The 23,006-nt window shown below is 58.8% G+C and carries 20 protein-coding genes; 6 read left to right on the plus strand and 14 right to left on the minus strand.

The genetic code is table 11. The features are described from left to right. Window positions 1-26 precede the first annotated feature (26 nt). The 10 genes from BUQ81_RS05055 to gyrA form a co-directional block, all read right to left on the minus strand. Window positions 27-332, minus strand: coding sequence for an integration host factor subunit beta (locus BUQ81_RS05055; RefSeq protein WP_074201287.1), 306 nt, complete (start codon window positions 330-332; stop codon window positions 27-29). Between the two features lie 119 nt (window positions 333-451). Next, a complete protein-coding gene (rpsA, locus tag BUQ81_RS05060) occupies window positions 452-2,104 on the minus strand; it encodes a 30S ribosomal protein S1 (RefSeq protein WP_074201288.1) in 1,653 nt (550 codons plus the stop codon). Window positions 2,105-2,305: 201 nt separating this feature from the next. Then, a complete protein-coding gene (gene cmk, locus BUQ81_RS05065; RefSeq protein WP_074201289.1) occupies window positions 2,306-2,980 on the minus strand; it encodes a (d)CMP kinase in 675 nt (224 codons plus the stop codon). Then, the gene (aroA, locus tag BUQ81_RS05070) at window positions 2,973-4,316 is read right to left on the minus strand and encodes a 3-phosphoshikimate 1-carboxyvinyltransferase (protein WP_074201290.1); all 1,344 of its coding nucleotides are present in this window, start codon (window positions 4,314-4,316) and stop codon (window positions 2,973-2,975) included. The genes cmk and aroA overlap by 8 nt, the downstream gene beginning before the upstream one ends. A gap of 8 nt (window positions 4,317-4,324) precedes the next feature. After that, entirely contained in the window at window positions 4,325-5,197 is an 873-nt protein-coding gene (locus tag BUQ81_RS05075; protein ID WP_074201291.1) for a prephenate dehydrogenase, read from the minus strand. Further along, window positions 5,190-6,287 (minus strand): histidinol-phosphate transaminase, encoded by a 1,098-nt coding sequence (gene hisC / locus BUQ81_RS05080; protein ID WP_074201292.1) that lies wholly within the window; start codon window positions 6,285-6,287, stop codon window positions 5,190-5,192. The genes BUQ81_RS05075 and hisC overlap by 8 nt, the downstream gene beginning before the upstream one ends. 8 nt (window positions 6,288-6,295) lie before the next feature. Next, a complete protein-coding gene (gene pheA, locus BUQ81_RS05085; protein ID WP_200770551.1) occupies window positions 6,296-7,393 on the minus strand; it encodes a prephenate dehydratase in 1,098 nt (365 codons plus the stop codon). A gap of 135 nt (window positions 7,394-7,528) precedes the next feature. After that, the gene (locus tag BUQ81_RS05090) at window positions 7,529-8,710 is read right to left on the minus strand and encodes a 3-phosphoglycerate dehydrogenase family protein (protein ID WP_074201293.1); all 1,182 of its coding nucleotides are present in this window, start codon (window positions 8,708-8,710) and stop codon (window positions 7,529-7,531) included. An 85-nt stretch (window positions 8,711-8,795) separates the two neighbouring features. Further along, on the minus strand, window positions 8,796-9,866 hold the full coding sequence (gene serC, locus BUQ81_RS05095; RefSeq protein ID WP_074201294.1) for a 3-phosphoserine/phosphohydroxythreonine transaminase: 1,071 nt from the start codon (window positions 9,864-9,866) through the stop codon (window positions 8,796-8,798). Further along, entirely contained in the window at window positions 9,863-12,448 is a 2,586-nt protein-coding gene (gyrA, locus tag BUQ81_RS05100) for a DNA gyrase subunit A (RefSeq protein WP_074201295.1), read from the minus strand. The genes serC and gyrA overlap by 4 nt, the downstream gene beginning before the upstream one ends. Window positions 12,449-12,780: 332 nt before the next feature. On the opposite strand from gyrA, the gene ubiG reads away from it, so the two are divergent. From ubiG to BUQ81_RS08985, 4 genes are all read left to right on the plus strand, one after another. Continuing rightward, window positions 12,781-13,482 carry a bifunctional 2-polyprenyl-6-hydroxyphenol methylase/3-demethylubiquinol 3-O-methyltransferase UbiG gene (ubiG, locus tag BUQ81_RS05105; protein WP_074201296.1) on the plus strand — a complete coding sequence of 234 codons (702 nt, stop codon included), beginning with the start codon at window positions 12,781-12,783 and terminating at the stop codon, window positions 13,480-13,482. Then, window positions 13,475-14,140 carry an HAD family hydrolase gene (locus BUQ81_RS05110; protein WP_074201297.1) on the plus strand — a complete coding sequence of 222 codons (666 nt, stop codon included), beginning with the start codon at window positions 13,475-13,477 and terminating at the stop codon, window positions 14,138-14,140. The genes ubiG and BUQ81_RS05110 overlap by 8 nt, the downstream gene beginning before the upstream one ends. Further along, window positions 14,137-14,781: an SDR family NAD(P)-dependent oxidoreductase gene (locus BUQ81_RS05115; RefSeq protein ID WP_074201298.1), complete on the plus strand. Its 645-nt coding sequence runs from the start codon at window positions 14,137-14,139 to the stop codon at window positions 14,779-14,781. Before BUQ81_RS05110 ends, BUQ81_RS05115 begins: the two co-directional genes overlap by 4 nt. A gap of 185 nt (window positions 14,782-14,966) precedes the next feature. Next, a complete protein-coding gene (locus BUQ81_RS08985; RefSeq protein WP_074201437.1) occupies window positions 14,967-15,053 on the plus strand; it encodes a type II toxin-antitoxin system YoeB family toxin in 87 nt (28 codons plus the stop codon). Window positions 15,054-15,059: 6 nt separating this feature from the next. Here BUQ81_RS08985 and BUQ81_RS05125 read toward each other — a convergent pair whose 3' ends face one another. Genes BUQ81_RS05125 through BUQ81_RS05140 form a run of 4 tightly spaced genes read right to left on the minus strand, consistent with a single transcriptional unit; the run spans window position 15,060 to window position 21,066 of the window. After that, complete coding sequence (locus BUQ81_RS05125; RefSeq protein ID WP_074201299.1) at window positions 15,060-16,697, minus strand: ABC transporter ATP-binding protein; 1,638 nt, start codon at window positions 16,695-16,697, stop codon at window positions 15,060-15,062. Continuing rightward, window positions 16,698-17,984, minus strand: a complete 1,287-nt coding sequence (locus BUQ81_RS05130; protein WP_074201300.1) for an ABC transporter permease — start codon at window positions 17,982-17,984, stop codon at window positions 16,698-16,700. After that, window positions 17,981-18,958, minus strand: coding sequence for an ABC transporter permease (locus BUQ81_RS05135; RefSeq protein WP_074201301.1), 978 nt, complete (start codon window positions 18,956-18,958; stop codon window positions 17,981-17,983). Before BUQ81_RS05135 ends, BUQ81_RS05130 begins: the two co-directional genes overlap by 4 nt. Continuing rightward, complete coding sequence (locus tag BUQ81_RS05140) at window positions 18,952-21,066, minus strand: ABC transporter substrate-binding protein (RefSeq protein WP_143598461.1); 2,115 nt, start codon at window positions 21,064-21,066, stop codon at window positions 18,952-18,954. Before BUQ81_RS05140 ends, BUQ81_RS05135 begins: the two co-directional genes overlap by 7 nt. Window positions 21,067-21,177: 111 nt before the next feature. Here BUQ81_RS05140 and BUQ81_RS05145 point away from each other — a divergent pair, with 111 nt between their 5' ends. Together BUQ81_RS05145 and BUQ81_RS05150 are read left to right on the plus strand one after the other, a co-directional pair. Beyond that, the gene (locus BUQ81_RS05145) at window positions 21,178-21,966 is read left to right on the plus strand and encodes an enoyl-ACP reductase FabI (RefSeq protein WP_074201303.1); all 789 of its coding nucleotides are present in this window, start codon (window positions 21,178-21,180) and stop codon (window positions 21,964-21,966) included. Between the two features lie 69 nt (window positions 21,967-22,035). Further along, complete coding sequence (locus BUQ81_RS05150) at window positions 22,036-22,974, plus strand: S49 family peptidase (RefSeq protein WP_074201304.1); 939 nt, start codon at window positions 22,036-22,038, stop codon at window positions 22,972-22,974. Window positions 22,975-23,006: the final 32 nt, after the last annotated feature.

The raw sequence follows: 23,006 nt of genomic DNA on the forward strand, positions 1-23,006 counted from the left end.
TGGTGCCCTGCCCTTTACGGTTTTCTTCAGCGGATTATATCGGTGTGCTCGCGGGAGGCGTTGACTTTTTCCCGCAGCGCCTTGCCCGGCTTGAAATGCGGGACGCGCTTCGCCGGGAGCGGCACCTGCTCACCAGTCTTGGGATTGCGCCCCATGCGGGCCTTGCGCTCGTGCAGGGTGAAGCTGCCAAAGCCGCGGATTTCGATACGGTTGCCCTGTGCCAGGGTGTGAATCATGGTATCGAGCATGGTATTGACCGCCTGTTCAATGTCTTTTTGGCTGAAACGGTCCAGTTTGTATGATAGGGATTCAATCAACTCTGATTTGGTCATGGAACTTCCTGATCGTAAGACATGAAAAAAGAGGCTGACAATGTGCAACGGCAACAGCATTGCACCTTGACAGCCCCCTTGAGGGGGCGGGCATGCGCACGGCATGCCCGATAGGACGATCAGGACTTCAGCTGATCCTTGAGTAGGTCACCCAATGTAGTGGCTGCCTTTTCCTGACCAGCGGTATAGCTCTGAATGGCTTCTTTCTCTTCCTTCTGGTTCTTGGCCTTCACGGAAAGAGAAATGGAGCGGTTCTTGCGATCAATGTTGGTAATCATCGCTTCAACCGTGTCGCCTTCTTTCAGATCCTTCACCTCGTCGGTCAGTTCGCTGCTGCGCAGGAAACCTTCCACTTCCGGTGCCAGCTCGACAACAAAGCCCTTGTCGTTGGCTTCCTTGACGGTGCCACTAACCACGGAGCCCTTGCCGTGTTCGGCCACGTAAGTGGAGAACGGATCCTGCTCCAGCTGCTTCAGGCCCAGGGAGATGCGTTCACGCTCAGGATCAATGGCCAGGATAACGGTTTCCAGCTCGTCGCCTTTCTTGAATTTGCGAATCGCCTCTTCACCCGGCTCGTTCCAGCTGATGTCGCTCAGGTGAATCAGGCCGTCGATGCCACCTTCCAGGCCGATAAAGATACCGAAGTCGGTGATGGACTTGATCTGACCGGAGATGCGCTCGCCCTTCGCGTGGTTCTTGGCAAACTCTTCCCAGGGGTTGGGCTGTGTCTGCTTCAGAGACAGGCTGATGCGGCGGCGATCCTGATCCACGTCCAGAACCTTGACCTTGACCGGCTCGCCCAGCTTCACCACCTTGGAGGGATGAATGTTGCGGTTGGTCCAGTCCAGCTCGGAGGTGTGCACCAGACCTTCGATGCCGTCTTCGATTTCCACGAAGGCACCATAGTCGGTAATGTTGGCAACCTTGCCTTCCACTTCGGTACCGATGGGATAGCGCGCAACCAGGTCCTTCCACGGATCATCCTGCAGCTGCTTCATGCCCAGCGACACGCGGTTGCGCTCTTCGTCGTACTTCAGCACCATCACGTCCACTTCATCGCCCACATTCAGCAGCTCGGACGGATGGTTGACACGGCGCCATGCCATGTCGGTGATATGCAGCAGGCCGTCGATGCCGCCCAGATCGATGAAGGCACCGTAGTCGGTCAGGTTCTTCACGATACCCTTCAGAACCGCACCTTCCTTCAACTGCTTGAGCAGCTCTTCGCGGTCTGCGCTGTATTCTTCTTCGATGACCGCACGGCGGGAAACGACCACGTTGTTGCGCTTGCGATCCAGCTTGACGATCTTCAGCTCAACATCCTTGCCTTCAAGGAAGCCGAAGTCGCGTACCGGGCGGATGTCCACGAGTGAACCGGGCAGGAAGCCGCGCACACCGTCGATCTCGACAGTCAGGCCACCCTTGACCTTGCCTGTGACACGGCCGTGGATGGTTTCGTTGCTTTCCATCGCCGCTTCCAGGCGGTCCCAGGTCTTGGCACGCTTGGCCTTTTCACGGGACAGACGAGTTTCCCCGAAGCCGTCTTCCAGCATGTCGACGTACACTTCAACTTCGTCGCCCACCTGGATGTCCAGCTCGCCGTTTTCATCTTCGAATTCCTTGCGTGGAATGGGCGACTCGGACTTCATGCCGGCGTCAACCCAGACGTAATCCTTGTCGATACCAACAACCTTGCCTACAACCAGCGTACCGGTCTTGAATTTGTCTTCCTGAAGGGACTGTTCAAACAGTTCAGCAAATGATTCACTCATGGATAATTAACTCTTAAACTCAGTTTCCAGCCGCAACACCCGAGCCAATACAGGGGCATGCATCGTGCGTGCGGTTCCGTTCAACATATGGACCCGCCCCGTTCGGGCCCACCCCAGTTTCGTCATGCACGAAATTGAGAAAACAAAAAAGAGCTGACGATCAGCTCTTTACTTTCAAATACTTACCGAAGAAGGTTGAGATCAATCATCGCACGAAATCCCCTTAGAGCGGATGATTTCGCACGCGGTGTGAATGACCTCGTCGACCGTCATCGAGCCCGTGTCAATTACGATGGCATCGCCTGCCGGTCGCAAGGGCGCAACGGGTCGATTGCGATCACGGGCATCCCGCGCTCGAATCTCTTCGATAATTTTAACAATGTTAGCATCGATCCCCTGTTCTTTCAACTGCTTATAGCGTCTTTCCGCGCGGATCTCTGGTGCGGCATCCAAAAATAGCTTCACGGTCGCGTTCGGAAACACCACAGTGCCCATATCCCGCCCATCGGCAATCAGGCCGGGCGGCTGCGCAAAATCCCGCTGACGTTGCAACAGTGCCTCGCGCACTTCGGGAATGGCGGCTACACGGGATGCAATCGCCGCCACTTCTTCGGTGCGAATGGCTTGGGTAATGTCATGCTCGCCATATAAGACCCGGCCCGCATCAAAGCGCACCGGCAGGCGACGCGCCAAGGCGACAACCGCAGCCACATCGCCGGGGTCAACGCCTTCATGCAGTACGCCCCACGCCAGCGCGCGGTAAATGGCGCCGCTGTCAAGAAAATGGAAACCGAGCTTTTGCACCAGCGCCTGCCCGAGCGTTCCCTTGCCCACGCCGCTTGGACCGTCAATGGCGATGATGGGGATGTCAGTCATGCTGCACCTCGATGTCCAGTCCGGCCTGACGGACCAGTTCCACAAAGGTGGGGAAGGAGGTGGCCACATTGGCGCAGTCATCGATCACCACATTCGATGGCGCGCGCAACGCGGCAATGGCACTGGCCATGCTGATACGGTGATCATGGTGCGAGTCGATCACACCCTGCTGCGGCTGGAACGGCTTGCCACCGCGGATAATCATGCCATCCTCCGTGGGTTCAGCATCCACGCCCAGCGTATGCAACGCATCCGCCATGACCTGAATGCGGTCCGACTCCTTGACGCGCAGCTCTTCTGCGCCGCGCAGCACGGTTGTACCCTCTGCAACCGCTGCAGCGACAAACAGCACGGGAAATTCGTCAATAGCCAGCGGCACCAGCTCGGGCGGGATTTCAATGCCTTTCAGTTGACTGCTGCGCACCCGAATGTCTGCCACCGGCTCACCACCTACGGTCTGCTCGTTCTCCAGGGTGATATCGGCGCCCATCAGCTTGAGTATGTCGATGACACCCGTGCGCGTCGGGTTGATGCCCACGTGCTCGATGACCAAGTCGGCATCCTCGGCAATGGCTGCACCCACCATAAAGAAGGCCGCAGAAGAGATATCGCTGGGCACATCGATACGGGTACCCCTTAGGGTCCCGCCCCCTTTTAGACAGATGCGCGTGCGCATGGCATCCAGCTTTTCGGTGTGCACCTCGTAACCGAAACCACGCAACATGCGCTCGGTATGATCACGCGTGGGCGCCGGCTCGGTGACACAAGTTTCGCCCTGCGCATACAGACCTGCCAACAGGATGGCCGACTTTACCTGGGCGCTCGCCATGGGCAGGGTGTAGTCAATCCCGTGCAAGGCCTCGCCTACCGGATGGATATGCAGCGGCGGTGTGCCACCCGGCGCCGTTTCAATGTGCGCCCCCATCTGCCCCAGCGGATCCGTGACGCGTTTCATGGGGCGCTTGCTCAGGGAGGCGTCGCCGATCAACTCGCTTTCAAACGCCTGACCGGCAAGAATGCCCGCCATCAGGCGCATGGCCGTGCCCGAGTTGCCCATGTCCAGTGGCTTGCCCGGTGCCTTGAGCCCGCGCAGGCCCACGCCATGAATCACCACATGACCGTTATCCGGCCCTTCAATGGGAACGCCCATGTCTCGGAACGCCTGCAATGTAGCCAGGCTGTCGGCACCTTCCAGAAAGCCGGTCACTTCGGTGGTCCCTTCCGCAATGGCGCCCAGCATGATACTGCGGTGGGAAATGGACTTGTCGCCGGGGACACGAATGCGGCCGTGCAGACGCCCGCCATGTTTGACGACAAAGCGTACGTTACTACTCATACTCAATCTCAACTCTTTTTGACAATATGTTGATCCCGTGCGGTTTTTGCGGCGCTAAACAGCTCGTGCAGGGCCGACTGATCATGCCGTTCCACCGCCTCAATCATGCGATCCAGCTCCTGCCGGTAGTTCTTCAACCACTTGGCGATGGCGGGCGCATTGGCCTCGGCAATGTCGCGCCACATCACCGGATCACTGGAGGCGATACGGGTAAAGTCGCGGAAGCCACCGGCCGTGTATTTGAACACATTGCCCAGCTCCGGATGGTCGTTAAGCAGATCCACCAGCAGGTAAGCCAAAAGGTGAGGCAGATGACTGGTGGCGGCAAAGACCTCGTCGTGGTACTGCGGCCTCATGATTTCCACGCAGGCGCCCACGCTTTTCCACATCTGCTCGACCGTTTCCGTGGCAGCGGTATCGGTTTCATCCACCGGGGTCAGGATAACGCGGTGATCCTCGTACAGCGATGCTTCGGCCGCGCCCACGCCGCTCAATTCCTTGCCCGCAATCGGGTGGCCCGGCACCAGCCGGGGCGGCACGACGCCAAAGGCTTTCTGCGCCTGCTCGATGACATACCCCTTGGCACTGCCCCCGTCGGTAATGATGAGGTTTTCCGGCAGCGTCAGAGTGGCCAGCTGGCTGAACACGGCCGGAAAGGCCCCCAGCGGTGTGGCCACGAAAACAAGATCTGCCTGATCAATGCTCTGCTGATCCAGCGCCGTGCTGCCATGATCGATGACACCGCGCTGCTGCGCCAGCGCCAGCGTATCCGGTGAGCGACTGATGCCCACAATCTCTTTCACCAGTCCGCGGGACTTGAGCGCCAGCGCAAGTGAGCCGCCAATCAGCCCGACGCCCATGATAACCACGCGCTTAAACATGCAAAATCGTCTCCAGTGCTTCCGCAAGGTGCGCCTGCTCCTCGGGCGTTCCCGTGGAGATGCGCAGCCACTGTGCCATGCCATAGCCCGCCAGCGGCCGCACGATAACGCCCTGTTTCAGCAGCGCATTATTTACCGCATTCGCTTCGGGGCCAAAGTGGACCGTAAGGAAATTGCCATACGCCGGCAGCGTCTCTAAAGCAAATCGATCTGCCGTCGCTTTCAGCTCAGCCAGTGCCTCTCTGTTGTAAGCCACGCTGCGCTGCACGAACGCCTGATCGTCCAGTGCGGCCATGGCCGCCAGCTGGGCAAAATGGCTGGTATTGAACGGCTCGCGCACCCGGTTCAGATAATCAGCAATCTCGGGCCGGGCCAGCAGATAGCCAATGCGCAGGCTGGCTAGTCCATACACCTTGGAAAAGGTGCGCGTCACCACAAGATTGGCATACCGATCCAGCAGCTGTGAGCCATCCAGTTTGTCGGAGTGCGAAACAAATTCGAAATAGGCCTCGTCCAACACCACCAGCACCCGCTCCGGCACGGCCTGCATGAAGCGCTCGAATTCTGAACGGCCGAAATAGGTGCCAGTGGGGTTATTGGGGTTGGCCAGGAAGATCAGCCGGGTTCGATTGGTGACGGCAGCCGCCATGGCATCCAGGTCATGAGCAAAACCCTCACTGGATGGCACGACCACACCCGTTGCACCGGCAGCCCGCGTGCTCAGCGGATAGACGGCAAAGGCATGCTGATCATAGATCACTTCGTCACCCGGCCCGGCAAACGCTCGTACCACCAGCTCGAGCACTTCGTTCGAGCCGTTGCCCACAACGATCATCTCAGGCTCGACCGAATGGAAGGCGGCCAGCCGTCGCTTTAGTGCATAGGCGCTGCCATCGGGATAGCGGGCGATTTCCTGAGATGCCTTTTCCAGTGCCGAGATGACCTGAGGACTGGCACCCAGCGGATTTTCGTTGGATGCCAGTTTCGAAACCCGCGTCAACCCCAGCTCACGCTGCAGTTCTTCAATGGGCTTGCCGGGCTGATAGGGAATCAGCTGCTCAACCTGAGGCAGAGGGCGAATACCTGTCATGCAACCCCCTACTTCAGCGGTGAGATGGGATAGCTGCCCAGCAGTTTGAACCAGGCGGCACGCTCGGCGACAGCTTCCAGGGTGTCACGCACCTTCGAGTCCTTCTGGTGGCCGAGCACATCGATAAAAAAGAGATAGTCCCATGTCTTGTGCTGGGCCGGGCGCGAAATAATGCGCGTCATGCTGATGCCCTGTTCGGCGAAAGGCTCAAGAGCGTGCAACAGCGCCCCCGACTTGTTGGGTACGGTCATGATCAACGCGGTCTTGTCTTCGCCGCTCGGTTCGGTGGCTTCGTGCCCCATCACCCAGAACTTGGTGGTGTTCTGACGGTTGTCCTCGATATGCTTTTCCAGCACCCGCAGGGTGTAGATCTGTGCCGCCTGCTCGGATGCAATCGCGGCCCATTGCGGATTCTGCTGCGCCAGCTGTGCGGCGCGGGCATTGGATTCCACCGCTTCCAGTTCCGCGTGGGGCAGGTTGTTCTGCAACCAGGTACGGCACTGCGCCAGCGCCTGTGCATGCGCCACCACCTTGCGCACCTTGTCCAAGCTGCCGGCGTTGGAGAGCAGGCAGTGGTGAATGGGCAGATCCAGTTCGCCACACACCTGCAGCGGCGTATCAATCAGGCAGTTCTGCGTGGCCGACACCACGCCTTCAGTGGAGTTTTCCACTGGCACGACGCCGTAATTGGCTTCCTTGCGTTCTACCGCCTTGAACACGTCTTCGATACTGGAAACGGCGTAGGGATGGACAAAGGAGCCAAACTGCTTGAGCACTGCGGCATGGGAATAGCTGCCTTCCGGCCCGAGGTAGGCGATGCGCAGCGGCTGCTCCAGCGCCAGACAGGCGGACATGATTTCACGGAACAGTCGCGCCATGTCTTCAGCCGGCAGGCTGCCGTCATTGCGCTCAATCACGCGGCGCAGCACCTGCGCTTCCCGTTCCGGTCGATAGAACACAGCGTCCACCTGGCCGCCATTGGTCTTGATGCGTGCCACCTCCTTGGCCAGGCGGGCACGCTGACTGATCAGCTGCTGAATCTGCGCATCAATGGCATCGATCTGGTCGCGGATTTCAAGCAGGGGTTGTTCGGTTGTCTGTGTCATGTTGTTCTATAACTGTATCGCTTATCACCTTGCAAACGCCTTCATCTTCCACGAAGACATCAAGAATGCACTCTCAAGAAAGTTTTCCGAGCGCAATGGCTTCCAGCGCATGCTTCGAAAATGATCATGGCTGACTCAATGGCACACCCGAACTGAGCGCACACCCTGCAGTGCCTGCAGATGCCGCAGATGATCCGGCTCCACGGTTCCAGACACATCAATCAGGGTGTAGGCCAGCGCATTGCGCGACTTGTTGACCATGTCCTCAATATTCAGCTTCGCTTCGCCCAGCACCTGCGTCATGGCCGCGATCATGCCGGCGTCGTTGTCATTGACAATCGCCAGCCGCTGCAGACCGGCTGGGACAGGGCCCAGCTCCACCGGCGGCAGATTGACCGAATTGTGCACCGTGCCCTGTTCCAGAAAGGCGCGCACTTCTTCAGCCGCCATGACGGCGCAGTTTTCCTCGGCTTCCTGTGTGGACGCCCCGAGATGCGGAAGCGAAATGCACCCGCGCACACCCTGAAGCGCAGGTGTCGGGAAATCGTTCACATAGGCTGCAAGGCGCTCGTGCATCAGGGCATCGCGCACGGCTTCTGCATCCACGATTTCGCCACGGGAAAAGTTGAGCAGACTGGCAGTAGGCTTCATCAGTCCAAGTCGGGCTGCGTCGATAAGATGATGTGTCGCCGGCAACAGCGGCACATGCAAACTGACGAAATCACTCTGCTGCAGGAGTTCTTCCAGACTCAGCGCCTGCACCACCCGACTGTTGAGCTGCCAGGCCGCGCGCACGGAAATGGCCGGGTCAAAGCCCACCACACGCATGCCCAGTTCTACGGCCGCGTTGGCCACGCGCACACCAATGGCGCCCAGACCGATCACCCCCAGTGTCTTGCCGGCAAGCTCTACACCGCGGAACTGCTTCTTGGCCGCCTCGACCGTTTCTGAAAACGCGTTTTCAGGCACGTCCAGGTTTTCCACGAAGCGGTGCGCTTCGCATATGTGTCGGGCCGCCAGAAACAGACCCGCGAGGGTGAGCTCCTTCACGGCATTGGCATTGGCGCCGGGCGTGTTGAAAACGCCCACGCCCCGCAGCGACAGCGTTTCCACAGGAATATTGTTGACCCCCGCGCCTGCCCGCGCCACCACCTTGAGTCGGTTGCCGAAGGGGAAGTCATGCAGATCAGCGGAGCGCAGCAGAATGGCGTCCGGATTTTCCAGTGACGGCCCCACCTCGTACTTCTCCGGCGGCAGGTGCGCCAGCCCCTTGGGCGAGATGGTGTTCAACGTCAGAACACGGTATTTGCTCAGCATGACACTCCGTTCAGAAGGGGGGGTCCCCGACTTTTTTACAGACTCAAAAAATGCGCTGTCGCGGAAAGGCGCCGCAGAGGGCCTTTCAGCCATATTTGCGTTCAAAATCCTTCATGAAGGCAATCAGTGCATCCACACCCTCTTCCGGCATGGCATTGTAGATGGATGCACGCATGCCGCCAACGAGGCGATGCCCCTTGAGGTATTTCAGGCCGGCCGCATCGGACTCTTTCAGGAAGGCCTGATCCAGCTCCGGCTTTGCCAGCGTAAAGGGCACATTCATGATGGAGCGATCCTGCGGACGCACCGGGTTGTGGTAGAAGTCCGAGCTGTCGATAAAGTCGTACAACTTCTTCGCCTTGCGGCGGTTCACTTCACCAATTGCTTCAAGGCCACCCTTGCGCTTCAGCCACTTGAACACCAGCCCGGCCATATACCAGCTGTAGGTGGGCGGTGTGTTGTACATGGAGTCGTTATCCGCCTGCGTTTTCCAGTCCAGCAGCACGGGGGTCTCGGGGCGGGCATGGCCGATCAGATCTTCACGCACGATCACGATACCCAGCCCGGAGGGGCCGATATTCTTCTGCGCACCGGCGTAGATCATGCCGAAACGGCTTACATCCAGCGGTTCGGAAAGAATGCAGGAGGACATGTCCGCAATCAGCGGCTTGTCCCCCACTTCCGGAATGAAGTGGAACTGCAGGCCGCCAATGGTTTCATTGGGCGTGTAATGCACATATTTGGCGTTATCAGACAGTTGCCACGTGCTTGGATCCGGAATTGCTGTGGTGTGTTCGGCCACCACATTGACATTGGCGAAACGGCCTGCCTCGGTTAGTGCCTTTTTCGACCACACACCGGTATTGAAATAGTCCACCGTGTCGCCCGGCTGGGTCAGATTGAGCGGGATGGCGGAAAACTGCATGGAGGCGCCACCGTGCAGAAACAGCACCTTGTAGTTGTCGGGAATGCCCATCAGATCGCGCAGATCATGCTCGGCTTCTTCGGCTACGACAGAAAACTCCTTGCCACGGTGACTGACTTCCATAATGGACATGCCTGTGCCATGCCAGTCGAGAAACTCTGCCTGTGCCTCCTCCATAACCTCTGTCGGGAGCATGGCCGGCCCCGCACTGAAATTGAATACGCGTGTCATTCGCTTGCTTCCTGTTGTTCTGTTGTTTCGGTTTGTGGTTCTTCGTCTTCTTCGCCTGCTTCAACCTTGGCCACATCCACCAGCTGCTCGCCTTCGCCCAGATTGATCAGCTTGACACCCTGCGTATTGCGCCCCACCACCGAGATTTCGGCGACCGGCGTGCGCACCAGCGTGCCACGGTTGGTAATCAGCACCACTTCGTCTTCCGGGGTCACGGTCACGGCCGCTACCACCGAACCATTGCGCTCGGTAGTCTTGATGGAGATGACGCCCTGCCCGCCGCGGTGAATCTTGGAGTAGTCCTCCACCGGGGTGCACTTGCCATAGCCGTTGGCGGTCGCGGTCAGAATCAGGGTGCCGGGTTGGACGATTTCCATGCTCACGATATGCTGGCCTTCCGGTAGGCGCATACCGCGCACGCCCCGGGCAGTCCGACCCATGACGCGCACCTCGTCTTCGTCGAAGCGTATCGCCTTGCCGCCGGAGGAGAACAGCATGATTTCACGGCTGCCGTCGGTCAGCTCGGTGTCCACCAGCGCATCCCCTTCCACCAGATCGATGGCGATAATGCCGTTGCTGCGCGGTCGGGAGAAGTCTTCCAGCGCCACGCGCTTGACGGTGCCATTGCGTGTGGCCATGACCACATAACCGCCCTTTTCGAAATCGCTGACCGGCAGAATGGTGGTGATACGCTCTCCCTCTTCCAACGGCAACACATTCACGATGGGCTTGCCGCGGGCATTGCGCCCGGCCATGGGCAGCTGCCAGGTCTTCTGCCAGTACACCTTGCCGCGATCGGAGAAGAACAGCAGCCAGTCGTGACTGCTCGCCACCACCAGCACGCTGGCCTCGTCCTCTTCCTTCATCTGCGTGGCCGACTTGCCACGCCCGCCGCGATGCTGGGCACGATAGTCGCTCAGCGGCTGCGTCTTGATATAGCCGCCGCGTGACAGGGTGACAATACGCTCTTCCACCGCAATCAGGTCTTCGTCGTCCAGATCCTGGTGATTGACGTCGATTTCGGTGCGGCGCTCGTCGCCGTAATGGGTGCGAATTTCCACCAGCTCTGCGCGAATGACCTCGGTGAGCCGTTGCGGACTGCGCAGAATGTGCAGGTATTCGCCAATCTTGTCGATTAGGCCGCGGTACTCGTCGAGGATCTTGTCCTGCTCCAGGCCGGTAAGACGATGCAGGCGCATGTCCAGAATGGCCTGGGCCTGCTGCGGCGACAGGCGATAGCTGCTTTCGCTCACCAGACCATAGCTTTCCGGCAGATCCTCCGGGCGGGTATCATCGGTTTCGACACGCTCCAGCAGCGCCAGCACATGGCCCGCATTCCACTCGCGGGCCAGCATGCGCTCCTTGGCATCCGCCGGTGTGGGCGCGGACTTGATCAGCTCGATCATTTCATCAATATTGGACAGCGCCACCGCCAGACCTTCCAGCAGGTGAGCCTTTTCGCGTGCCTTGCGCAGATCGTAGATGGTGCGACGGGTGACCACTTCCCGACGGTGACGCAGGAAGGCCTGAATGATCTCCTTCAGGTTCAGCAGTTTGGGCTGGCCGTCGATGAGCGCCACCATGTTGATGCCGAAGACGGTCTGCAGGGCAGTAAGCTTGTACAGCTGATTGAGCAGTACATCGGCCACCACATCCTTGCGCAGCTCAATCACGATGCGCATGCCTTCCTTGTCCGACTCGTCACGCAGGCCGGTAATACCCTCGATCTTTTTCTCCTTGACCAGTTCGGCGATGCGCTCGATCAGCTTGGCCTTGTTGACCTGGTAGGGAATTTCCGTGACGACAAGCGCCTGCTTGCCGGACTTGTCCAGTTGCTCCACATGAGCGCGGGCGCGGATCTGCACACGGCCACGGCCGGTTTCATAGGCTTCACGAATGCCGCGGGTGCCGTTGATGATTGCGCCGGTGGGGAAATCCGGACCTGGCAAATGCTCGACCAGCTCTGAAACTTCCGCATCCGGGTTGTCCAGCAAATGCAGGCAGGCATTGACGGTTTCGGTCAGGTTATGAGGCGGGATATTGGTAGCCATGCCCACTGCGATCCCGGCCGAACCGTTGATAAGCAGGTTGGGAATACGTGTCGGCAGCACCACCGGCTCCTTTTCGGAGCCGTCGTAGTTGGGCGCAAAATCCACCGTTTCCTTCTCGATATCCGCCAGCATTTCATGGGCGATACGTGCCATGCGGATCTCGGTATAACGCATGGCCGCCGGCGCATCACCGTCGATGGAACCGAAGTTCCCCTGCCCGTCGATAAGCGGGTAACGCATGGAAAACGGTTGCGCCATGCGCACGATAGTGTCGTACACCGCAGAATCACCGTGCGGGTGATACTTACCAATCACATCACCGACGATACGGGCCGATTTCTTGTAGGGGCGGTTCCAGCTGTTGCCCAGCTCATGCATGGCGTAGAGCACGCGACGATGCACCGGCTTGAGACCGTCGCGCACGTCGGGCAGCGCGCGGCCGATAATGACGCTCATGGCATAGCTGAGGTAGGATTGCTTCATCTCCTCTTCGAGGGAGACCGGGATGATTTCGCGGGCGAATTCGCTCATACTGCGCTCTGAGATGCTGTGTTTTTGAAGCTGGCATTATAGCACCTCTCCTCCAAGCCTCTTAATGCACTCGCGTTGCAGGCGGCAGCAAGGCGCAAACCGCAGCTTTGGTGACCCTGCCATCAAACAAAGAAACGCCCGGGAGCACCCCGCCCACCGCAACCGGCGATTTGGACTCAGGACTGCATCAGGTCTCGCTTACAGGGCGTTACCATGCCACGCTCGTCCCGCTTTGCCTTGAGCCCAAATAGCCACTGTCACGATCGTTCAGAGGTTTTGCGCAAGTGCTTTCTCAAGCTATAATCGCTTGATCCGTTCCCAGAGTCCCCGCCATGCCCAGCAATCAAGACGCTCAGCAGCTTGAACACTTCAATCGCCATGCCCAGCAGTGGTGGGATCCCAATGGCCCGTTAGCCACCCTGCATCACATTAACCCCGCGCGCATGGCGTTTGTCGAACGTCACTTGGATCTGAACGGGAAAAAAGTGGCCGATATTGGCTGTGGAGGTGGACTGGCAGCAGAAGCCATGGCCCGTGCCGGTGCAGACGTGGTGGGTATTGACATGGCCTGTGATGCCATTGAGATCGCCCGTCTGCATGCACTGGAAAGCGGTCTCGCCATCGACTATCGATGCACCAGTGCGGAAAGCCTTGCTGCAGAAGCGCCCGCTCAGTTCGATGTCGTCACCTGCCTCGACATGCTGGAGCATGTCCCGGAACCGGCAGAAATCGTCCGCGCCAGTGCACAGCTGCTCAAACCGGGCGGCTGGGTGTTCTTCTCCACGCTTAACCGCACACTCAAGGCGCGACTGCTGGCCATTGGCGCCGCCGAGCATCTTTTGGGGCTGGTGCCCCAGGGAACACACGAATTCGAAAAGTTCATCAAGCCCCACGAACTGGAGCACTGGGCGCGTGCCAGCGGCCTTTCCCTGCGAGACGAAGCGGGGTTGTGCTACAACCCGCTCACCCACCAGGCCCACCTGTGCGACGACCTTTCCATCAACTACCTCATGGCGTTTCAGAAAGATGCGTGAATTTGACTGCGTGCTGTTTGATCTTGACGGCACCCTGCTGGACACCAGCTACGATTTTGCCTGGGCGCTGAACACCCTGCAGAAACAGGAAAGCGTCCCACTGACGCCCTACTGGCGCATTCGCCAGACCATCTCATCGGGGGGCCGTGCCGTGGTTAAACTGGGCTTTCCAGATGCCGACGACGCCACCATTGAAGCGCTACGCGAGCGCTTTCTTGCCCTCTATCACGAAAACATCAGCGTGCACACTGACCTTTTTCCAGGCCTCGAGAAGGTGCTGACACATCTGCAGGAAAAAGCCGTACCGTGGGGTATTGTCACCAACAAGCCGGCCTGGCTCACGGATAAGCTGCTGGGCGAACTGGATCTACCGGCGCAGCCACAGACGGTCGTTTCCGGCGATACCCTTGCCGTGCGCAAACCCCACCCCGAACCCATGTGGCTCGCCGCCGAACAGTGCGGCGTTGCGCCAGAGCGCTGCCTTTACATTGGCGACCATCCCCGCGATATCGAAGCCCCCAGAAACGCGGGCATGCAAAGCGCCGCCGCCCTGTATGGCTTCCTGCCGCTGGATGCCGAACCGGACAGCTGGCCTGCCGATTACCGCTATCATGCCCCCGCCGACATCCTGCACCATATGCAGAAGGTATTCCCATGAACAAGACAGGACTGATCACCGGCGCCGGTGGCGCACTGGGCGCTGCACTGGCCAAAAGGCTGGCCAAGACTCACACGGACATGGTACTCCACGATACCGATCTACCGCTGCTGGAGCCGATTTACGACTGGATCGAGGCCAATACCGACTGCCGACCCCATCTGTTCCCCCTCAATTTCAAACTGGCCGGTGCAGGCGAATATCAGCAGCTGGCGCAGGCGTTGCAGGAAAACTTTAAGCAACTGGACACGCTGGTACTTAACGCAGCCAGCCTGCCCGCCTTTACCCCGTTGGAACACTTCGAGCCCCTGCAGTGGTATGAAGTGTTGCAGGTCAACCTCAATGCCCATTTCCATGTTCTGCAGGCCGCCCTGCCATTACTGAAAAGCGGCGCGGCGGTCTGGATCGTTTCAGACGAAGCGCTGGCGACGCCAAAACCCTTCCACGGCGCCTACGCCGTCGCCAAGGCAGGGCTGGAAATGCTGGGCAAGCAGCTGGCCGCGGAGCGGGACGATATTGCAGTGCACATCGAACGCCTGCCCCCCTTTCAGAGCCCCATGCGTCAGCGCCTGTTTCCGGGGGCGGACAACAGCACGCTGCCCACCGCAAGCCAGATTGTCGAACAGACATTTCAGTTCTAAGCTCTCAAAAACAATGTACAGCATCCTGTACATTAGAAACGTGTCAGGAGCTTACCATAAAAGCAATCAGCTATTCCCCCGCGCCAATCTGGCCAAAACCATTGAGAGCGTGTGCGAAAATCACGACCCGGTCATCATTACCAAAAAGGATGAAACACGCACTGGCAGGATACTAGTCAAGACGGATAGATCATGAGCACCGGCTGGTGTACAAGGTGACCGATTCAGACCTTATTATCCTGATTATCCTGCAGTGTCGTTATCACAACTGAACCAAATCACCACAAGTCTGATACTGCGGTGCGCACCAGCTTGGGTGCCGCCTCAAGCAACTGCTGCGTGTAGGGATGTTGAGGCACGCGCAGGATCTGCTCCACCCTACCCTCTTCGACGATCTTTCCCTGTTGCATCACGGCAACGCGATGCGCGATGCGCGGCAGAATGGACAAGTCATGGGTGATAAACAGATAGCTTACGCCCTGCTCTTCCTGCAGTGTGTTCAACAGGTCGATGATCTGCGCGCGGACAGTGACATCGAGTGCGCTGGTGGGTTCGTCACAGATGATCAGACGCGGCTCCACCGCCAATGCACGGGCAATGCCCAGACGCTGACGCTGCCCCCCAGAGAACTCATGGGGATACCGGTCCATATGCTCCGGCTGCAGCCCAACCTTTTGCAGCAGCTCCGCGACGCGCTCACGTTGGGAAGCCTTGTCCTGCGGCCCTACCTTCAGCGTAATCATGCCCTCGCGGATACTCTCTCCCACGGTCATGCGCGGATTGAAAGCGGCAAAGGGGTCCTGAAAGATCACCTGAATGTGTCGTCGCCACGGGCGCAGCGCGCGCTCATTCAGTGTGGCAAGATCTACCTGCTCATCAAACAGAATCTGGCCTTCCGTGAGTTCATTAAGACGCAACAGCGCCATGCCCAGTGTGCTCTTTCCGGAGCCGGATTCGCCAACCAGGGCCAGCGTTTCGCCGGGACGAATGGTCAGGTCCACACCGTCCACAGCCCGGGTAATGCGCTTTTTACGACTGAACCAGCCGCCACCCTGCTGGAACCAGACCTTGATCCCTTTCGCTTCCAGCAGGGACTGATTTTTGGGCGCCGGCTTCAGCGCGCGCAACGGCAAGGCATTTTTGAGCAATTGCTGGGTATAGGGATGCTCGGGATCGATCAGGAAATGTCGCGTATCCGCCTGTTCGACAATTTCTCCGTGATACATCACCGCCACGCGGTCGGCGATCTCCGCGACCACGCCCATGTCATGGGTAATGAACAGCACCGCCAGTCCCCGCTTGCGCTGCAGCGACTTCAACAGATCCAGAATCTGTGCCTGGATGGTCACATCCAGCGCGGTGGTGGGTTCGTCGGCAATGAGCACGTCCGGCTCACAGGCCAACGCCATGGCAATCATGACGCGCTGCCGCTGCCCACCGGAGAGCTGATGGGGGTACCAGTCAAGACGGGTTTCCGGCTCCGGAATGCCCACCTCCTGCAGCAGCTGGATAACCCGCTCGCGCTGCTTGCGCCCACGCAGCCCCAGATGGAGCTTCAACGCTTCGCCAATCTGCTCGCCAATGGTCATGACCGGGTTGAGCGCGCTCATGGGCTCCTGAAAAATCATGGCGATGCGTCGACCACGGATCCGCTGCATGGCCGCTTCCGGCAGGCTGAGCAACTCGGTGTCCTGTAGATAAATGCAGCCGCGGTCATAACGCAGTCCCTCCGGCAGCAGGCGCATGATGGCCAGTGCCGTCATCGACTTGCCGGAGCCCGATTCGCCAACCAGCGCAAAGACTTCGCCTCTGCGCAGCTCGAAATCGATGCCCTTGAGTATCGGCGTACCATCCGGCAGCGAAACCGCCAGCCGTTCTACCTTCAAGATGGATTGGGTGTCATCCTGTTGTGCCATTCAGGCGTTCCTCGGGTTGAATACCTGTTGAATACGATCCGACAGCAGATTGGCTGCCAGCACCACCAGCGACATGAACACGAACGCCGCCGCCAGCGTCCACCACACCATGGGCTCGCGCGCCATTTCCAGTCGGGCTGCGTTAATCATGTTGCCCCAGCTGTTCATGGTGGGATCCACGCCCACGCCCACATAGGTGAGCACCGCCTCGGCCAGCACCAGACCGCTGAAGTCCAATACGATGGAGATCAATACCAGATGCATCAGATTGGGCACAATATGCCGCAACAGAATACGCCCGTGCCCCGCCCCCAGGGCGCGAGCCGCGGTGACATACTCCACCGCCGAAAGCTTCAGGGTTTCCGCCCGCAGCAGGCGACACAGCCCGGTCCAGCTGGTCAGTCCCAGAATCAGCGTCAGAAACAGCAGGCGCAGATCGGCGCGTTCCGCCACCGAACCAAACCAGTCGGGATGAGTCTCCAGCATGCCCTGCATCACCAGCACCGCAGCGGCGATCAGCAACACGCCCGGGATGGAATTGAGCGTAGTGTAAAGATACTGGATTATGTCATCCACCCAGCCCTTGAAATAGCCCGCTGCAACGCCCAGACCGATGGCCAGCGGCAGCATCAGCAGCGTTGTCAGCGTACCAATCAGCACACCAGTGCGGATGGACTTGATGGCCTGATAGAGAACATCATTGCCCACCTTGTCGGTGCCAAACACATGGTAGTGATGACTCAGCAGCCACAGGGCGATCAAAACGAACCACACGCCCCATGCAGTCCCCCAGAACACGCCCCGGGGCGAGCGGGCAAAAATGCCGTTCTTGAAAAAGTCGGGGACCCCCCTGCGCGTCAACCAGACCACAAGCGACGCCAGAGCTGCCGCGAGCAAAAGATCCCACCACACCATGCCGGGCTGCACGTGCCGCAATGGCAGATGAACCTGCAGCACCTGCCCGTCCTGCTGCACCACAGACTTGACGAATTCATGGGTGGCAAAGGGGGCCGAGTAGGTGCGCTCGCTCGCATCCAGCAGGTGATAAAAGATCAGATCCAGCAGACTGCGCAACTGTCCGTCATCCATGCGCAGATGAATAGAATCGAGCAGCGCCAGCTTGAGATAGGTGATCAGAATGATGGCACTGATGGTTGCCAGCGGACTTGCAAACACCTGCTGCCAACGGGCGCGCACCAGGGCATCCCGCATGGCCAGCCGCCCCCACAGCGCCAGCATGATCACCAGCAGCCAGACAAGCACATCGGTCCACAGCAGCGCGATCATTTGAACCGCACCCTCGGATCTGCCCAGGCATAGGCGATATCCGTCAGGATCAGCCCGGCAATATAGAGCACCGCTCCGAGGAAGACCATGGCCTTGACGATGGCGAAGTCCTGCCCCTGAATCGCTTCAATGGTATAGCTTCCCAGTCCCGGAATACCGAAGAAGCTCTCCATCACCAGCGAGCCCATGAACAGCGTGGGGATAACCACCACCACACCGGTCAGAATGGGCAGCAGGCCATTGCGCAATACATGGCGGCTCAGGGTACGCCACTCACTCAGTCCCTTGGCGCGCGCGGTGCGCACATAGTCCTTGTTCACCTCCTCGAGAAACAGGGTGCGATACCAGCGCAATCCGGCGCCCAATCCGGCGAACACACCGATCAGCACCGGCAGGATGAGAAAGCGCCAGGCATCGGCGCCGGGCTGATAGCCGGAAATAGGCACCCAGTGCAGCACCTTGCTGAACAGCACCTGGCCGCCGATGATGTAGAACAGGCCGGAAATGGACATGAGCAGCACCGCAGCCACCAGTGCGGTCTTGTCCACGCGGGAATAGCGAAACAGCACCGCCACCAACGCCAGGGTAATGTTGACCCACAGCCCCAGCAGAAAGGTGGGCAGCGCCAGCGCCAGCGACGGCCACATGCGCTGCTGGATGTCCGCGCCTATATCACGGCCACTGTCGGAGAGGCCAAAGTCAAAGGTAAACAGGCGCACGCTCTGCTGAAAGAACAGCGTATCCGTCAAGGTGTCAAGTCCCTCGGCATTGCCATTGAAAAACAGGGGCTTGTCGTAGCCGTGCGCCTGCTTCCACGCGGCGATCATCTCCGGTGTGGTCTGCTTGGCGCCCAGGTGAATCCGCGCCATGTCATCCGGGGTATTGACCATGAAAAAGAGCGCAAACGTGATCAGATTCACCCCGATGAGAATGGGGATGGCGTACAGCAGTCGGCGTATCAGATATTTCAGCATGAGCCACCTTCCTCCCGCGCCCGCTGCTGCTGGCGGCGGCGGTAGAGCCAGATGGCACCGGCTCCCATCCCGAGCAGGGCGGCTAATCCGATCCACAGGGCACTGCGATTGGGTTCATTCCACTGTCGAATGCGCTCGACCCGCTCTGCTGCATCCACGCGCAGATATTTGGTGGTGTTGTTGGCCATCATGTTCGGCCAGGCGTTGTGATACCAGTGGTGATAGAGCGCCAGCGCACGCGGATAAAAACCGAACACCCACGGCGCGTCCTGCTGCACGATGTGCACCATTGTGCGGATCATGCGCAGGCGCTCAGGCCCATTGGGCAGCGTCTGCATCTGCTCGAACAGGCGATCAAATTCAGGATTTGCATAGTTGGCATAGTTTACGCCGTTGCCGCCGGTGGCGACCACACCGTTCTTGCCATACAGCAGAAAGAGAAAGTTCTCTGGATCGGGATAATCGGCGTTCCAGCCCCACATGAAGATCTGCCCCTTGCCCTGGCGCATCTTGTCCTGAAAGCGATTGTAATCGGTGGCACGGATGACCAGATCGATGCCCAGCTTGGCAAACTGCTTGCGCAGCCAGGCCAGGCGCGCCTGGTCGTCGGGGCTGGCGCCCACCGCTTCAAAATAGAGCTTGAGAGGCTTGCCCGTCGCCGGATCGATGCCGTTGGCATAGCCGGCCTTTTCCAGCAGAGCACGGGCTTCGTCAAGACTGCGGCGCACCAGCTGGCCATTCTCCCAGCGGTAGACGAACGGATTGATGCCTACGGGCGGCGGCTCATAACCGAATATCCCCGGCGGCAATGGTCCCTGTGCCGCCACACCGCGTCCATTGAGGAAGATGGAAATGTACTCCTCCATGTTCAGCGCAATGGAAACCGCCTGCCGCAACGCGCGCTGGTTCTCTCCCAGCCCGCCAATGACGGGGTCGACCATATTGAAGCCAAAGTACATGATAGTCGGTTGCACCCCGCCCAGAAAACGGATGCCCTTCTCCTGCATGATTGGCGTCAGACCGATATTGCCGCTGGAAGACAACTGCACCGCCTGATCGAATGCATCGGACGAGACGCCGGAGGCATCGTAGTAGCCCTGCATGAACTTGTTCCAGTAGGGCACGCTTTCCTTCTCCAGCGTATACAGCACGCCGCCATTGCGGGGCAGCGGCTGATCACAGTCGTCCAGCAGCGCCCTGGAAACGCCTTCACTGGCCTCACACGGATAACTTTCCGCATGGAAGTTCGGGTTGGGCATCAGGCGCATGCGAAAATTGGGATTGTTCTCCACCAGCATGTAAGGGCCCGTCCCCACCGGCCAGGTATCCAGCGAGAGGTTCTTTTCCTTCATGCCCGGCTGGCTGTAAAACGCATCCACCTCCCACGCAATGGGGGCAAAAAAGTTCATGCTGAGCCAGTAGAGAAACTGCGGATAGACCCCCTTGATGCGAATTTTCAGGGTCTGCGTATCAACGACCTGAACGCCCTCAATGGCATATGGGCGCAGGTCGAAAAAGCCACCGCCGGAACGGGTTTCCTTCAATTTTTCATAAGCCTGCGAAACATTCTCACTGTACTTTTTCAACCCCACAATGTGCGCCATCATGGTATCCAGAATGGGCGACTGGTAGGCGCGCACGCCCATTCGCTTGATGGCATAGGCATAATCGTCTGCCGTCAGGGCACGGCTGCCAGTGGGCAGCTCATAGGGCGTCGTCAACTGTGCGATGCGTTCGGCAGAAAGTTCGCGGTTTGGCGCCAGAAAGGCCGGATGGGGTTGATAGCGCACGTCACCACGCAGATGCAGGGTGTATTCGCTGAAGGCAGCCCTGTCTCGCGTCGTTTCCTGCCCCTTTTCATTCAGATACCGCACATCAGGCATGCGCGTCAGCGTCAAGGGCTCCAGCGTATAGGGCTGTTTCAGGTAGGCATACTGCAGGGGCGGTTCGTAAATCTGGCTAATAATGCCCCATTCATTGGAGGAGTAGGACATCACCGGGTCAAGATGCTTGGGCGGCGCGGAAAACGCCCGCAGCAGAATCGGCTTGGCCGTCGTGCCCGCCGGATAGGGGTCATTCCACGGTATGTGGCACCCGGCCAGCCCCATGGCAATTACAAGCAGGAATACCCTTCGGAGCGTATGTATCATGCCCGCAATTATAGGCGCACATTTGTATAATGCAGGGAATCTAATTCATCAAAAGAAGGAGTTCAAATCATGGGATTTCTGCAAGGCAAGCGTGCGCTGATCGTCGGGGTCGCCAACAACAAATCCATCGCCTATGGCATCGCCAAGCAGATGCGGGAACAGGGCGCGGAACTGGCTTTCACCTACCAGAGCGACTTCGCGGACAAGTTCGAGCCGCGCGTTCGCAAGATTGCAGAAGAACTGGGCTCCGACATTGTGCTGCCGCTGAATGTGCGCAATGATGACGAGATTGACGCCGTCTTTACCCAGCTGAAGGAACACTGGCCGGACGGGCTGGACATCATCGTCCACTCCGTCGCCTTTGCACCCCGCAGCGAGCTGGAAGGCCGCTTTATCGAAGCCTCTACCCGCGAAGGCTTCATGATTGCACACGATGTGAGCGCTTATTCATTCGTTGCACTTGCCAAAGGCGGCTATGAAATGATGAAAGGCCGCAATGGCGCGCTCATTACCGTCTCTTACCTGGGGGCAGAACGCGCCGTGCCCAACTACAATGTCATGGGGGTGGCGAAGGCTTCGCTGGAAGCCTGCGTGCGTTACCTTGCCGCGGATCTGGGCCAGGACGGTATCCGCGTAAACGCCGTATCCGCTGGTCCCATCCGCACGCTGGCTGCATCGGGCATCAAGGATTTCCGCAACATGCTGGAAGAAGCGGCCAAGGCAACCCCGCTGCGCCGCAATGTCACCATTGAGGAGGTGGGCAATGCGGCCGCCTTCCTGTGTTCGGATCTGGCGTCCGGCATCACTGGCGAAATCACCTATGTGGATGGCGGCTATAACATCACCGCGTCCAAGTAAGCCGCTTCATCTCGTTTTCAAAGGCGCCATCCGGCGCCTTTTTTGCTCTAACAGAAGGAATCCCTTGCAATGACGCCTACCACCGAAGAACGCCTTGTCAGTGCACTGGAAAAGTGGCTGAAGCAGGATCGTGCCAGCCGCCGCTGGCGCAATCTGCTGCTGTTCGCCATCAGTGCCTACATCGTGGTGCTGATCATTTTCATGATCAAGGGTGCCAACGAACTCAGCGTGGATGAGCTCGCGGACGGCAAGCCCTACGCAGCCGTGGTCCGCCTGACCGGCACCATCATGCCGGACAGTGACACCGCCAGCGCCAATGCCATCATGCCGCTGTTGCGCGAGGCCTTTCGCGACAAGCAGGCGAAGGCAGTCATCATAGAAGCCAATTCCCCCGGCGGTTCGCCGGTGCAGGCCGCACTGATAAACAATGAAATCACCCGCCTCAAGAAAAAGTACGACAAGCCGGTCTATGTCACGGTGCAGGACCTGTGCGCCTCCGGCTGCTATTATGCCGCGGTGGCTGCCGACAAAATCTACGCCAATGAAAACTCCATCGTCGGCTCCATTGGCGTCCGCCTGGATACGTTCGGCTTTGTGGGCCTGATGGACAAGCTGGGCATCGAAAACCGCTCCATGTATGCCGGCGAACACAAGGCTTTCATCAACCCCTTTGGCCCAAAGGATGATGAAGGCCGGGAATACTTCCGCCAGCACGTGCTGGAAAAGACACACCAGCAATTCATCGCCGCGGTGGAAAAGGGTCGTGGCGAACGCCTGCACAAGGGTGATCCCATGCTCTATACCGGCATGGTCTGGCTGGGGCTTGAAGCGATTGAAAAGGGACTGATCGATGGGCTGGGCGACACGGGCTACGTGGCGCGTGAAGTGGTCAAGGTGGAGAAAACCCGGATTTACGAACCGCAGAAACCGCTTATTCAGCAGCTGATGAAGAACCTCGGCACTGAAAGCAGCCTAAAAAATCTGCTGCCCAAGCTATTGATGCAATAACGATTTTTTCACGCGCTCAATAAAAAAAAGCC

The organism is Sulfurivirga caldicuralii (assembly GCF_900141795.1).
In the GTDB taxonomy this organism is placed as follows: Bacteria; Pseudomonadota; Gammaproteobacteria; order Thiomicrospirales; family Thiomicrospiraceae; genus Sulfurivirga; species Sulfurivirga caldicuralii.